15 protein-coding genes are annotated in these 13,943 nt (G+C 37.1%); 3 read left to right on the forward strand and 12 right to left on the reverse strand.

Annotated elements, in window-relative coordinates; all coding sequences use genetic code 11:
- Window positions 1-18: 18 nt before the first annotated feature.
- The 11 genes from KYI10_09895 to KYI10_09945 all read right to left on the reverse strand — a co-directional run bounded on the left by KYI10_09895 (window position 19) and on the right by KYI10_09945 (window position 9,833).
- Window positions 19-1,026, reverse strand: a complete 1,008-nt coding sequence (locus KYI10_09895) for a PP2C family protein-serine/threonine phosphatase (GenBank protein QYA32631.1) — start codon at window positions 1,024-1,026, stop codon at window positions 19-21.
- Window positions 1,027-1,074: 48 nt separating this feature from the next.
- Complete coding sequence (locus KYI10_09900) at window positions 1,075-1,425, reverse strand: type II toxin-antitoxin system PemK/MazF family toxin (GenBank protein ID QYA32632.1); 351 nt, start codon at window positions 1,423-1,425, stop codon at window positions 1,075-1,077.
- Window positions 1,426-1,566 (reverse strand): antitoxin MazE, encoded by a 141-nt coding sequence (locus KYI10_09905; protein QYA32633.1) that lies wholly within the window; start codon window positions 1,564-1,566, stop codon window positions 1,426-1,428.
- A 60-nt stretch (window positions 1,567-1,626) separates the two neighbouring features.
- Entirely contained in the window at window positions 1,627-2,769 is a 1,143-nt protein-coding gene (gene alr / locus KYI10_09910; protein QYA32634.1) for an alanine racemase, read from the reverse strand.
- A gap of 25 nt (window positions 2,770-2,794) precedes the next feature.
- Window positions 2,795-3,151: a holo-ACP synthase gene (gene acpS, locus KYI10_09915; GenBank protein QYA32635.1), complete on the reverse strand. Its 357-nt coding sequence runs from the start codon at window positions 3,149-3,151 to the stop codon at window positions 2,795-2,797.
- A complete protein-coding gene (locus KYI10_09920) occupies window positions 3,093-3,614 on the reverse strand; it encodes a PH domain-containing protein (protein QYA32636.1) in 522 nt (173 codons plus the stop codon). The genes acpS and KYI10_09920 overlap by 59 nt, the downstream gene beginning before the upstream one ends.
- On the reverse strand, window positions 3,598-5,109 hold the full coding sequence (locus tag KYI10_09925; GenBank protein QYA32637.1) for a PH domain-containing protein: 1,512 nt from the start codon (window positions 5,107-5,109) through the stop codon (window positions 3,598-3,600). The genes KYI10_09920 and KYI10_09925 overlap by 17 nt, the downstream gene beginning before the upstream one ends.
- Window positions 5,099-5,575, reverse strand: a complete 477-nt coding sequence (locus KYI10_09930) for a PH domain-containing protein (protein ID QYA32638.1) — start codon at window positions 5,573-5,575, stop codon at window positions 5,099-5,101. The genes KYI10_09925 and KYI10_09930 overlap by 11 nt, the downstream gene beginning before the upstream one ends.
- Window positions 5,576-5,688: 113 nt before the next feature.
- Window positions 5,689-7,185: a DEAD/DEAH box helicase gene (locus tag KYI10_09935; GenBank protein ID QYA32639.1), complete on the reverse strand. Its 1,497-nt coding sequence runs from the start codon at window positions 7,183-7,185 to the stop codon at window positions 5,689-5,691.
- Between the two features lie 234 nt (window positions 7,186-7,419).
- Window positions 7,420-8,757 carry a UDP-N-acetylmuramoyl-tripeptide--D-alanyl-D-alanine ligase gene (gene murF / locus KYI10_09940; protein ID QYA32640.1) on the reverse strand — a complete coding sequence of 446 codons (1,338 nt, stop codon included), beginning with the start codon at window positions 8,755-8,757 and terminating at the stop codon, window positions 7,420-7,422.
- A gap of 5 nt (window positions 8,758-8,762) precedes the next feature.
- Window positions 8,763-9,833, reverse strand: coding sequence for a D-alanine--D-alanine ligase (locus KYI10_09945; GenBank protein QYA32641.1), 1,071 nt, complete (start codon window positions 9,831-9,833; stop codon window positions 8,763-8,765).
- A 170-nt stretch (window positions 9,834-10,003) separates the two neighbouring features.
- Between KYI10_09945 and KYI10_09950 the strand changes: the two genes are divergently transcribed.
- Window positions 10,004-11,206 (forward strand): FtsW/RodA/SpoVE family cell cycle protein, encoded by a 1,203-nt coding sequence (locus tag KYI10_09950; GenBank protein ID QYA32642.1) that lies wholly within the window; start codon window positions 10,004-10,006, stop codon window positions 11,204-11,206.
- 45 nt (window positions 11,207-11,251) lie between these two features.
- On the opposite strand, the gene KYI10_12665 is transcribed toward KYI10_09950, so the two are convergent.
- A complete protein-coding gene (locus KYI10_12665) occupies window positions 11,252-11,386 on the reverse strand; it encodes an Lmo0850 family protein (GenBank protein ID XBW67566.1) in 135 nt (44 codons plus the stop codon).
- 189 nt (window positions 11,387-11,575) lie between these two features.
- Between KYI10_12665 and cls the strand changes: the two genes are divergently transcribed.
- Together cls and KYI10_09960 are read left to right on the forward strand one after the other, a co-directional pair.
- The gene (gene cls / locus KYI10_09955; protein ID QYA33967.2) at window positions 11,576-13,051 is read left to right on the forward strand and encodes a cardiolipin synthase; all 1,476 of its coding nucleotides are present in this window, start codon (window positions 11,576-11,578) and stop codon (window positions 13,049-13,051) included.
- A 197-nt stretch (window positions 13,052-13,248) separates the two neighbouring features.
- Entirely contained in the window at window positions 13,249-13,887 is a 639-nt protein-coding gene (locus KYI10_09960) for an HD domain-containing protein (protein ID QYA32643.1), read from the forward strand.
- Window positions 13,888-13,943: the final 56 nt, after the last annotated feature.

A 13,943-nucleotide genomic window follows, 5' to 3' on the forward strand; every position in this document is an offset into this window, starting at 1 on the left:
ACTAAAAATTATAAACCGTTATTTTATTCTTTTTATGATTAATATCGTTAAATCATCTTTTTTCTTAGGATCTCCAATCTTCAGAAGCTCCTCATATACAATTTGCACGATATCTTGTGGATGCAAGTCCTTATACTTACCAATTAGACTTAATAATTCACTCGTATTAATAAACCCTCCATCTAACTTACGTATTTCAGAAACACCATCCGTGAATACAATGACCATATCTCCAATTTCGATATCGATTTCTTCTTGGTCATAGCGTGTAGAAGGATGTATGCCAAGTACAAGACCTCGTGCAGACAACTCTTCAAAACTATCAGTCTTACTTCGATATATATGACCCGGCTCATGACCTGCAGATGCATAATAAAATTTATTATTCACTTCTTCGTACAATCCATAAAACATCGTCACAAACATGTTCTGGTTTATATTCTTCTCGACTACGCGATTCAGTCGCTTTAAGCCATCACTTGGCAACTGGGAATGACCATACGAATCCATTCCAAATTTAATCATACTCATGGCAAGTGCAGCAGGAATCCCTTTACCGATAACATCAGCTACTGCGAAACTCATCGTCCCATCTTTATGGTCGATTAAATTAAAATAGTCCCCGTTAACTCGGTGAGCCGGGACACTGATTGCACCAATTTCAATCTTATCCAGATGTGGTATCTGGGTCTTCAACATTGTTGATTGAAGACTTGCCGCTACATCCATCTCTTTGTCGTGTGCTTCCATCACTTTAACGAGCGCCTTATAATCTCGATACGTAAATCCGAACCCTATAATCATTTCTGTAAGAACATCCATACCATATTGTTGTTCGATTGCACTATATGATTTCTCATTAATTAAATCTTTATGAAGCATCACAATTTCTTCTGGAGAGATATCGAGTTCGATTGCCTCAAAGCTCAATGCTTGTAATGGTTCTAGATCTTTTTCATCACGTGTCGTAATATATGTCTCCAATATATCAATATATCTTGAAACTATCTTTTCAATTTGACGCATCCCATTCCCTCCCTTTCACAAAAAAAGACTTTAGGTATTTCCTAAAGTCTATTCACTATCGATTGATAAACCCAAACTAATTATAAGTGCAGTATCCACTTCTTTCATCTTCGCCTTATCAAGCACAGTTAAATGATCAATCAACCTATTCTTATCAATGGTTCTAATTTGTTCCAGCAGTATTACCGAATCCTTTTCTAAGCGATGCGTTGTCTTGCCAATTTCAACATGGGTGGGGATTTTCGCCTTATTAATCTTTGCAGTAATTGCTGCTACAATCACTGTAGGACTATGTTTATTCCCAATATTATTCTGAATAATAACGACGGGGCGTTTACCGCCTTGTTCAGACCCCTTCACTGGTGACAGATCAGCTAAATAAACATCTCCGCGTTTCATCTATTCACCATCAAAGGTATATGTCTGATAGTTATCAGTAACTTCACATTCTAATACATAATGTTCTGATGCTATCGATAAATTTATCTCTGCCATTGATTGATAACCTTCTATCAGCATTTGTTCTAGCTTCTGGCTCATATCTTTACCTCCATCGTCCGATTACTTACATTTTATCAAAAAGCGATTAAATGACAACAGTTATTTCATAAGTTCATTATATACTTCTACATCATCTGCGATATAGTATCGTTTCGGCAGCCTGCGACTTAAAGATGTAAGCACTTCATAAGTAATTGTCCCGAGTTGTTGTGCAACACGCTCTAATGACTGATTGCTATCAGCGTTATCATCAATTATGATACATTGTGCACCTAATGGTGTATCGTCTGGTACGCGTGCCATCATCTGATCCATACATACGCGACCGATAATCGGAACTTCAGTACCTTCTAAATTTATATTATAACCTTGCATCGCACGAGGCAGACCATCAGCATACCCAATCGGGAACGTTGCAACAACTTGGTTGCTTTGCGCAGTGTAAGTAGCGCCATAGCTTACCGTATCACCCGACTTGATATGTTTAATGAAACAAGCAGTAGAGACCAGCTGCACTGCTGGTTGTAGCTTCACGTTACTGACAGCTCTAATAAATTCGGACGGATAATAACCATAAAGACTAATACCTAATCTTACAGCATTACATTCTGAACAGTCATAGCGCAATGTTGCTGCGCTGTTCTGACAATGAATATATTGTGGCTTATTGTCATTAATAATGCCGAGGAACTTATCATACGCACATTCCGTAAGCGTATTATCCTCATCTGCAGAACTAAAATGTGTAAACACACCTTCGAAGATAAATTGCTCAACTGCAGCCACTTTATCGACAGCCGCATCATATGCCTGCTTTGTCTGCACACCAATTCTCCCCATTCCACTGTCCACTTTTATATGCAGCCAGACCGGCTTATCTTCCGCCTCTATATAACGACTTGCATCTTCAACCCACTTTGCATCTGGTGCAGTAAGAGCTAATCGATGTCTGGAAGCCTGCCTAATATGTTTGGGGTCTACTACGCCAAGCACTAAAATCTTTGCTTTAATACCATGCATTCGGAGTTCTATCGCTTCATCAAGTGTAGCAACTGCAAAAAACTCAGTTCCTGATGCCATCAAATACTTTGCAATATTAACTGAACCTAATCCATAACCATTCGCTTTAATTACCGCAATTACTGTCTTATTTGGATGCAGCTTTTCTATATCCTTAAAATTACTGCGGATTGCGTCTAGATTGACGTTTACAAATGTCGGACGATAATACCTATCACTCATATGCTCACCTCTATTTATAATACATCTATAGTATCACATTTCCATTTGTCACAATAACATAGGCTGTGGCAATTGTATCTGTATGTGCAATACTGACATGCGCATTCGTATTACCTTTTATATATGGTTTTCCTGCCGCATCATTTAAGCAACATATATCATGAAAAGAAAGTTTGCCAATTCCTGTTCCAAGTGCTTTAGCATACGCTTCTTTCACACAGAAACGGCCAGCTAGATACTCAGCTTTTCTTTTTTCAGATTGGAACGTATCAAATCGTTCGCGTTCATCAGGATGTAATATACGCGTTAAAAACTTGTCATTATCAATATATTGACTCATCCTGCTGATTTCTAATATATCTGTCCCTATCCCCTTTATCATCGTTCTCCACTTCTCTCATTTTTTGATTGATCAATGTTTTAAGTATAGATGCTTCATCTTCATGAATAAGCTGTATCGAAAGACCGTTCTCAGCTGTATGCACAGTCAATGATTTTAAATGATATCTTTTCATTACTGGTCCTTGCTCAGTTTCAACATTTTGAATCTTAACATATGGTACGATCAATTCCTCCTTATTCCAAATCCCTGTTAATAACACAATCTCATCATCCCCAATGTCATAGTGATTTGCACGATAAACTAAGATTGGCTTTGACACTATATACCACACGATGTCGAGTAACAGCAGCGCTGCCAATACGATAAATACAATGTTTGAAATTGGCAGGGCAAAGTACCACGTAACGCAATAAAATATTGCAATTATAAACGCAAATATCATTACTTGAATGAATGCACCTATGCGCATGACCTTTATACTACTTTTATGCATCTGCTTCATATTCACTACGCTCCTTCGCCATAAACCATTCATATATATGCGCCGCATCATCTCGTTCTATAAAGTCAAGAGCAGTCGTACTCCCTAGCATCCCTGCAGCCACATCAACTTCAATATTACGTAAATCTGCTTTATTCATAAACGGTGTACTCTTGACACTTAAACTTATTATATTACGCTCTTTGATATATGTTGTTGTCATTGATAATAAACCACCGTTACTGATCGAAAGTTCGTCATCTATAATCGCATAACCTGAATTTTTGTACTTAATGATCGCAGTAATAAATGTTAATACAAGAAGTACTGCACCAATAATCCAGGCATAATCAAACCAATAATACTGAATCACACTCATAATGATAATAATAAACAACCAGGAAACTTGAAAGTACCTGCGTATACTACGCTTTGGAATCACATGATTCACAGCATTAAAGTTATAAGGCAGGAGTCGGCAGACAATCTCATACCCTTTATCATATGAAATAAATGGCAATAACTCTATTTCGTCATTACCGATTTCTTCTTCACTCTTCATCTCACTTGTAGTAACCACAGTAAACTTTGTCTTATTAAACAACTTTCTGAAATAACTTTGTGTTTCTTTGACACTTTGAATATTTTTCAAAACGATATACTTATCGATACGTTCAAACAATCCATAGTTTACGTTGATCACTTCACCATCGTAACGCACTGTGTATCGGTGATACTTTATAGCTGTAACGAAGATGCCGATAATATAGCTTATCACTAGCAATACTATAGAAAGACCTATAACATACCCATAACCTTCACCAATTAACATTTTAACAGGATTTAAGAAACCATCCAGCGGAATAATTTCATCGATTTGTGAATACAGACCGAGTATAATTGCAATGACCGTAAACATGCCGCTACTCGTCACACTCATAAAGAGCAAGTCTTTAAACGCCAATCGATATATCACTTCAAATCGATTATCCCCGTTCAATTGATGGTCAACTGCAGCTGACTCTGACATAACAGACTCATCATCCTCTACCGCATCACTTCTCAATTGACGTTTACGCTCGGTTAAGAAATTACTCAGACGCACAGCCTCACTTTTAGAAATACTGTTTAGTTCAATACCATCACCTGCTGTACGCACCTGCATAATAACTCCGCCAAGAATTTGATTAGCAAGACCAGCATTCGTATCAATCGTCTGTATCTTTCCAATATAGATCTCTTTAATCTTCTTACTTATGATTCCTGTTTCCAGCAATAATTTATCATCTTCGATCCAGTATTTCGTTATACGTGCTTCAATAATACGGAGTATGATATTAATCAATGTAATAATCAGCATAAATACAGCAAACATATTATTCTGAATCGCATCTAGCGTAAATCCATCACGAACAATCCAGAATAAACCAATCCCAATTAGAAATAAATTCTCCTTTATCGCCTTTAATGCGTTTGATAAGTACGTCGAATAATGGAGGGTATGTTTACTGTTCATAATGAATCTCCTTTATTCTCTCTATAATTTGTGATGCAATTAGCTCTGCATCATCAGCATACATCAACGGCATCACATTACTATCTCCGCGAGTATATACTGTAACTTGTGCTAATCGATATTTCTGCATTAACCAGCCACGTTTAATACAAACAGACTGCATAATATCGACAGGTAATACCATACGTTCCGTAAAATATGCCCCACTGGATAGTTCAAGCGTTACTCGATTCAATTGATACTTCGTATATTTTTGGCGAAGTCTGACACCAATAATAAGCTTGTACAACGGATAGAGCAATAATATAAAAATTAAAAAATCATATTTAATCGTCAAGTATTTATGCATCACAAAATATATTACCCCGGAAATGACAGTGAATAATATAAATAGCATTATCGCTTTTACATACATATATTTAACAGCAGCTTGTGGTTGAAAATTATTTAAATCAATCTCGTACATGAGCAACCTCCATTCTTCAAAATTATACCAAAGATATAGAAAGACCTACAAACAAAAAAAAGCCAGGACATCTGTCCTGGCTTGACTTGTGGCTTAACGCTCCCAAGACAGCTTTATTTTTTGTGATCTGCGAAGGTTCTGCCTTTAAATGTTTTTTTCGCTTTAGGTGCTTTACTTCCACGATCGAACGCTTTACGACGGTTATCTTTGCCATCTTTACGGTTACGGTTACCGCCACCTGAGCGGTTACCTGAACGGCCACCACGGAATGACTTACCGCCACCTTTACGTCCAAGTGGTTTTTCGAATGTTAATTGAACATCAACATCGTTATTTGATTGAATTAACTCTTGTAACAATGATGCTACTAATTTCACATCACCGTACTCTTCGATTAATTCTTTCGCGATTGATTCGATACGTGCTTCAGTATTTGCTTCAACCCAAGCTTTTACTTTAGATTTAACATCTTGTTCACGTGCTTTCATAACCTCACCTGGTGTTGGTGGACGTAATGCCTGCATTTGACGATTTTTCGCTTTTTCAATTTGACGGATATAATCCATTTCAACTGGATTAACGAATGAAATCGCCATACCATGCTTACCTGCACGTCCTGTACGTCCGATACGGTGTGTATAACTTTCAACATCCTGAGGAATATCAAAGTTGTAAACATGCGTTACACCTGAAATATCTAATCCACGTGCTGCTACGTCAGTTGCAACAAGAATATCAATTTGGTCATTTTTAAATTTCTTTAATACTTCAAGACGTTTCGCCTGAGTAATATCACCGTGTAGTCCTTCAGCACGGTAACCTTTAGAAATTAATGCACTTGTCAATTCGTCTACACGACGTTTTGTACGTCCGAATACGATTGCAAGTTCTGGTTGGTGTACATCTAAGAAGTTTGTAAATGTATCAAATTTCTCTAATTCTTTAACGATTGTGTAGAACTCTTCAATTGAAGGATCTGAATCGTTGTTTGTCATCGTTTTTACGATAACTGGGTTTTTCATGAACTTTTGAACAAGTTCTTGAATTGCTTTAGGCATTGTTGCTGAGAAAAGCATCGTCTGACGATTTTCTTTCGGTAATTTATCCATGATAAAACGCATATCATCGATGAATCCCATGTTCATCATTTCGTCAGCTTCGTCTAAGATTAAAGTATTGATATCTTCAGTCTTTAAAGTGCGACGATTTAAATGGTCGATGACACGACCCGGTGTCCCTACAACGATTTGAGGTTTCTTCTTAAGTTCTCTAATCTGACGGTCAATCGGCATACCACCGAATACAGTTGTAACTTGGATTCCTTGTCCACGACTGAAAGCTTTCAACTGCTCTGCAACCTGTACAGCTAACTCACGTGTTGGAGCCAGGATTAAACTTTGGATCCCTTCACGGTCTTTAACCTTTTCAATTAAAGGTATACCGAATGCACCAGTTTTACCAGTACCAGTTTGCGCTTGGCCTAGTACGTCACGGCCAGCCATCGTATGTGGGATACTATCCGTTTGAATCGGTGTAGGTTCTGTAAATCCCAACTTCTCCAGCGCATTTATGGTAGGTTCGCTGATACCTAGGTCTCTAAATTTTTGCAATATGATTTCTCCTTTTGTCTTCCTTAAATTACTGCGTATGTTACGCAATGTTCTAATATCGGGTAATTTTTCACTACCCTACTTATTCAACTTCTCTATATTAGCATCATATGAAAATTATTACAAATATTTTAATCGTACTCTGTCACATATTATTCACAATAAAATGGCTGTAATTCATTACAACCACTCACTTTATTAACTCATTCATTTGTTTATAAATTTATTTTTTCGTTATAATAATTCGTTAATTATTGTTTCAAGTTTCATCCCTCTGCTCGCTTTAAATAATACAGTCGTATGCGCATTGAGCATACCTTTTAGATGATTTGTAAGTGCCTCTTTCGTATCGAAGTGCTGAACTGTCGTAAAGGTCTCTGCCACTTTTGAAATATGGCGTGCAGCATTACCTGTCGTAAACACATAGTCGATTTGTTTACCTTGTAAATATGCACCAACTTGTTCATGATACATGACTTCATCTTCTCCAAGCTCGAGTACATCACCGAACACGATGATCTTCACTTCACTATCCATCTGTGATACCGTATCAATTGCGGCTTTCATACTCGTTGGGCTCGCATTGTATGCATCGTTGATAAGCAACGCACCGTCTCTGCCCTCAAGTTGTTCCATGCGCATTCCTGTAAGCTCCAGCTGCTGTAAACTATGATTGATTTGTTCTGAGGACAACCCTAGATAACTGCCGATTGCAATGGCTATTGTTGCATTACGCGCATTATGGCTTCCTAAAGTCGGAACAATGTATGTATCATCATTTACTTTAAATTGTACATGCTTATCTTGCATTATCATTTCATGGATATAATATTCATTGTCTTCATTAAATCCTATGCGGTGTGCATCTTTATTATCTTTTACTAATGGTTTTAAGAGCACTTCATCACCATCATAGAATAATGGCCCTTTCAATCCATCCGTTATTTCATACTTTGCCTTGGCAATGCCCTCTCTTGAACCAAGATCCCTCATATGACTTTCGCCGATATTAGTTATTGCGGCAATATGTGGCTCTGCAATATGAGATAGCAATGAAATTTCTCCGAATCCAGACATTCCCATTTCCAAAATAGAAATCTCTGTATCTTCATCGAGCTGGCATAACGTTAATGGTAATCCAATCTCATTATTATAATTGCCTTGTGTCTTCTTCACTTTGAAGTGAGGTGTCAAGACCGCTTCAATCATATCCTTAGTCGTCGTCTTACCATTACTACCTGTTACTGCAATAACTTTAGGACCAACTTCCTTTAAGTAAGCTTTCGATAATTGCTGAAGTGCAGTCAGTGTATCTTCCACCACAATTACCGGAAGGTCTCTTGGTATTTCTCCTGCATCACGCTGCCATAATGCGGCATGAGCCCCTTTGTCGATAGCGTCTGCTACATATTTATGTCCATCCACATGTTCTCCTTTAAAAGGAATAAACAGTACACCTTGATCAATATTTCTAGAGTCGATTGACACTCCAGAGATCATTACTTCTTGATACATCGCATCTAACGTACCTGTAGTATGCGTTTTTATCCAATTTAACGATCGATTTATCATAATTATCAGTCCATTTTATATTTAATATTTTTCTTGTCGTTATATCTTTCTTTCGCAAGATTGATTAAGTCGGTGATTAATTCACTATAGCTCTTACCCATATTCTCCCAAAGCAGCGGATACATGCTGAACTTCGTGAATCCTGGCATCGCATTCGTTTCATTAATATAAATCTTGTCATCCTCAGTAAGGAAGAAGTCTGCACGTACGAGCCCCGAGCAGTCCGTTGCTTTGAATGCTTCAACCGCCATATTTCTTAGTGCTGATTGAATCTCTTCTGAGATATCAGCCGGAATTTGAAGCTTTACTTTGCCATCTTTATATTTCGACTTATAATCATAGAAGTCTACATCTTTGACAACTTCTCCAGGTAATGTTGTCTCTGGTATATCATTCCCCAGGACCGCAACTTCTACTTCACGCGCGTTAACGCCTTGTTCAATTACTAGCTTTCTATCAAATTGCAACGCTTCTTCGATACCTTGAATCAATGTTTTACTATCTGTACATTTAGATATACCGACAGAAGAACCTAGATTTGCAGGTTTCACGAATACAGGATAAGTTAACTTTCCTTCTACTAGTGAAATAATATTATCCTTATGCGCCTCGTACTCACTCTTTAAGAAACTCACATAAGGTAACTGTGGTAACCCTCGTGTTGCGAACAGTTGTTTCATCACAAGTTTATCCATAGAACTTGAAGCGGCAAGAACGCCATTACCAACATAAGGGATGTCCAGCACTTCAAATAATCCTTGAATTGTCCCATCTTCACCGTTTGGTCCGTGCAATAAAGGAAAGACTGCGTCATATGCTTTTCCTGTTGATGAAATATTCAACATTTCTGAAATTGACAAACGCTCTACATGAGATAACCTTAAACGCTCACTATCCTCTATTGTTTCAGAGATTTCAGGTCCTTTTAACCATTCACCATCATTTGTGATATATATTGTATCTATTGAATATTTGTCCTTATCCATCGCATTGATCACAGATTGTGCAGTTAATAATGACACATCATGCTCCGCACTTTTCCCTCCATAGATGATGCAAATATGTTCTTTTGCCATATGTATTCCTCCAAACTGTTAATAACATAATATTATCATGATATAATGATACATGCACATTATTTCATGTGACACAAAATTACCTTAAACTCGGGTAACTTATCTATATATACTTTCAGATGATTTATGTATAATAAAATTTATAATTATTTATGGTAAGGAGTAATCGCATGCCAACAAATAAGACTCGCAATAAACCAAAACGTTCGTGGATTGAAAGAATTGATTGGTGGCTTATTATATTAATATTGGGTTTCTTTACAGTCAGCCTGGTAATTATCTCTTCTGCTATGACAGGTCAGCAGTATGGGACAAACTTTGCACTTAGACAAGTCTTTTATTATTCATTAGGATTTGCCCTCGCACTCTCAATCATGTTTATACATCCAAAAACAATAAAGAAGTGGACTTTCTTTATTTATTTACTAGGAAATATCGCTTTATTAGGCCTGCTGATTCTACCAGAATCTTCATTTACCCCTGTGATCAATGGTGCAAAAAGCTGGTATGTATTTTTTGATAAGCTTAGCTTACAGCCTTCTGAATTTATGAAGATCATACTCATGCTGACATTAAGCAAAGTAGTATATGATCATAATCGATTTACATATTACAAGTCATTTCAGACGGACCTCATATTACTTCTTAAAATAGGATTAACCGCAATGATTCCAATGATACTTATATTATTACAGAACGACCTTGGAACAATGCTTGTGTTGCTCGCTATCATACTTGGTATCATCATCGTTTCTGGTGTGACTTGGAAAATACTCGCACCTTTTCTTATTACGGTTTCATTGCTCGGTGTCTCTATTATTATGATGATTATCTATAAACCATCACTTATCGAGAAAATTCTTGGTATACAGACGTATCAGCTCGGCCGAATCAACTCATGGTTAAATCCTGCTCAGTATAGTGACGGGGAAGGATTTCACCTAATGGAATCCTTGAAAGCGATAGGTTCTGGTGGATTGTTTGGTAAAGGTTATAAAGGCGGAGAAGTGTATATCCCCGAAAATCATACGGACTTCATTTTCTCAATTATCGGAGAAGAGTTTGGGTTTATCGGTTCCATTATAGTTTTAATATTGTTTTTAGCACTGTTTACACATCTCGTACGCTTAGCTCAAATTACAGTCTCACCATTTTCATCAATATTCCTTGTTGGATTTATCAGTATGATTGCCTTTCACGTATTCCAGAACGTCGGCATGACGATACAAGTTGTACCGATAACAGGAATCCCATTACCATTTATCAGTTATGGGGGAAGTTCTTTATGGGCACTCATGTGTGGCATTGGCGTTACATTAGCTATTTATTACCACTCTAACCCCGAACAACTGAAGAAGTTAAAATCAAAATAAAAACAAGCGTTCAGAATTGAACGCTTGTTTTTATTCTATTATGTACTATTTCAACTTTGCAGGTGCAACATTTGGTAATGTACGCATTACCTCAAAACGGGACTTAGTCTTTGAGATATTTACACCTAGTGAAGAAAGCAGAGTGACAACACTTTTAATCTTTTCTTGCGATTGTTTCATAAAAATCACTCCAATCCATTTGTTAATACTAGTGTAACCGAAATCATTATCGCTGACCATAGGCCTATAGTCTTATTTATGTTAATTTATCGATAACTTTATGAATTATTTGTTAAATATTACAATGGCACTCTACGTACCATGCTTCTGTCTATTCATGTATAATAGATTTAATTAGGAGGGGTTATATTGGAGCAGTTATCACAAATTGATTACTCACAAATTTTCTCAATTTTATTTTTTGTAGGATTCATCTTTAACATCTTTTTAGCTTTCGTCATCATCTTTTTTGAACGAAGACAAGCCGGCTCTACGTGGGCATGGCTACTCGTACTATTTTTCTTACCTATCATCGGATTCATCCTTTATCTATTGTTCGGTCGTCAAATCAACCATCAGACCATATTCACTTTAAATGATGAAGACCGGTTAGATCTAGAACGTATTGTCAGTGCTCAGCGTACAGCTATAGACAATGGTAATATAGAAGTGCGTTCTGGAGAAATTATTAAACATAGTCATATCATCAGAATGTTGCTGCACAACTATGCCTCTTTTCTAACCACTGATAATAAGGTGGAAATCTTAACAGATGGCAGAAAGAAATTTGATGCTTTATTAAATGATATTCATAACGCAACAGATCATATTCATATTCAGTACTATATCTTCAAAAAGGATGGTATCGGTCTAGAAATCCTCAATGCACTGATGAAGAAGCTTGAAGAAGGTGTAGAAGTGAAGATGCTCTATGATGATATCGGTTCAAGAACTTTGTCTCTCTCCAGATTCAAGCAGTTCAAAAAACTGGGTGGGCAAGTAGAATCCTTCTTTCCTTCTAAATTACCGCTTATTAACTTTAGAATGAATAATCGAAATCACCGTAAGATTGTCGTAATCGACGGTAAAATAGGCTATATCGGCGGGTTTAATGTCGGTGATGAATACCTGGGTCTGGATAAGAAATTTGGTTACTGGCGTGATACGCATCTCAGAGTAGAAGGCGATGCAGTAAATGCCTTACAGCTCCGTTTTATGATGGACTGGAATTCACAGATTACCCGTGACTTCATGTCTTATGACAAGAAGTACTTTCCAGATGTAACAAGCAAAGGTGATATCGGCATTCAGATTGTATCAAGCGGACCGGATTCCTCTGCTCAACATATAAAAAACGGATATCTTAAAATGATTACATCCGCAAAAAAATCCATATATATTCAGTCTCCCTACTTCATCCCTGATACGTCATTACTCGATGCATTAAAAATTGCTGCAATGACTGGTGTAGAAGTTAATATCATGATTCCAAATAAACCTGACCATCCGTTTGTATATTGGGCTACATATTCAAACGTCGGTGAACTTCTCAATGTCGGTTGTAATATCTTCATTTATGAGAATGGCTTTATTCACACAAAGATGCTCCTCATCGATGACGAAGTTGCAAGCGTCGGAACTGCCAACATGGACTTTAGAAGCTTTGAATTAAATTTTGAAGTGAATGCCTTTATATACGATGATATCGTAGCCAAAGAATTGCGAAAATCATTTGAAGACGATGTACACGTTTCTTCGCAACTCACCAAAGAAATTTATGATCAGCGTGTCCTCCTTATTCGTGTGAAAGAAGCAATTGCGCGACTGCTTTCTCCAATATTATAGGGGGCAGTTCAAGTCCCACATCTATTATATAAATCCAAACTTGCATAACATAAAATCTAGAGTAATCTTTGCAAAGAATAAGCTATGTACAACAAGATCGATTGAAACAGTATGTGTCTGTTGTCTCGTAAGTTCAAAATGGCATCTAATTCCCATCTGCTGCACCCGCTTACAAAAAAGAAAGGATTTTTCACAATATGAAAAGCAATATAATTGAAATTACCGAAGAATTTGTGAAAGGTATACACAAACATGATTCATCAGGCCATGACTTCGCGCATATCAATCGTGTAAGAAAGCTTGCACTGTATATTGGAAAGCGAGAAGGCGCAGATCTATTTATCGTAGAAATGGCTGCACTTTTGCATGATACCGTTGACGAGAAACTGTTCAATGAACAATCTTCCTGGGAAAGACTTGATCACTTTTATACAACAATTGGATTGAGTGATGCACATATAGCACAAATCAATCATATTTTGTGCTATATGAGTTTTAAAGGTGGCGCTAATGAAGGTAAACTGAAGTCACTTGAAGGATTTGTCGTACAGGATGCTGACCGTATTGATGCACTCGGTGCAATCGGTATCGCACGCACATTTATGTTTGCAGGTAAATTTGGAGAAGCAATGTATGATCCAGAGACTAAGCCACGTGAAGATTTAAGCAATTATAGAACACCTGGTACTGCCATCAATCATTTTTATGAAAAACTTTTTAAACTCATCCATCTTATGAATACTGAAACTGGAAGGCAGATTGCACAGTCACGTAATGATTACATGCAGCAGTTTATCGATATATTTTTACAGGAATGGTACGGAGAGAAATTATAAAGAAATACCGGACAATACTGATAATCAGTACGGTCCGGTATTTTTATTTAAGTTAT

The organism is Macrococcus sp. 19Msa1099 (assembly GCA_019357535.2).
GTDB lineage: Bacteria > Bacillota > Bacilli > Staphylococcales > Staphylococcaceae > Macrococcoides > Macrococcoides psychrotolerans.

Excerpts from the sequence above, each read along its gene's own strand:
- KYI10_09895 (QYA32631.1), bottom strand. The coding sequence starts at position 1,026 with ATGCGTCAAATTGAAAAGATAGTTTCAAGATATATTGATATATTGGAG.
- KYI10_09960 (QYA32643.1), top strand. The coding sequence starts at position 13,249 with ATGAAAAGCAATATAATTGAAATTACCGAAGAATTTGTGAAAGGTATA.
- KYI10_09900 (QYA32632.1), bottom strand. The coding sequence starts at position 1,425 with ATGAAACGCGGAGATGTTTATTTAGCTGATCTGTCACCAGTGAAGGGG.
- acpS (QYA32635.1), bottom strand. The coding sequence starts at position 3,151 with ATGATAAAGGGGATAGGGACAGATATATTAGAAATCAGCAGGATGAGT.
- KYI10_12665 (XBW67566.1), bottom strand. The coding sequence starts at position 11,386 with ATGAAACAATCGCAAGAAAAGATTAAAAGTGTTGTCACTCTGCTTTCT.
- KYI10_09920 (QYA32636.1), bottom strand. The coding sequence starts at position 3,614 with ATGAAGCAGATGCATAAAAGTAGTATAAAGGTCATGCGCATAGGTGCA.
- alr (QYA32634.1), bottom strand. The coding sequence starts at position 2,769 with ATGAGTGATAGGTATTATCGTCCGACATTTGTAAACGTCAATCTAGAC.
- KYI10_09905 (QYA32633.1), bottom strand. The coding sequence starts at position 1,566 with ATGAGCCAGAAGCTAGAACAAATGCTGATAGAAGGTTATCAATCAATG.
- KYI10_09945 (QYA32641.1), bottom strand. The coding sequence starts at position 9,833 with ATGGCAAAAGAACATATTTGCATCATCTATGGAGGGAAAAGTGCGGAG.
- KYI10_09925 (QYA32637.1), bottom strand. The coding sequence starts at position 5,109 with ATGAACAGTAAACATACCCTCCATTATTCGACGTACTTATCAAACGCA.
- KYI10_09930 (QYA32638.1), bottom strand. The coding sequence starts at position 5,575 with ATGTACGAGATTGATTTAAATAATTTTCAACCACAAGCTGCTGTTAAA.
- murF (QYA32640.1), bottom strand. The coding sequence starts at position 8,757 with ATGATAAATCGATCGTTAAATTGGATAAAAACGCATACTACAGGTACG.
- KYI10_09950 (QYA32642.1), top strand. The coding sequence starts at position 10,004 with ATGCCAACAAATAAGACTCGCAATAAACCAAAACGTTCGTGGATTGAA.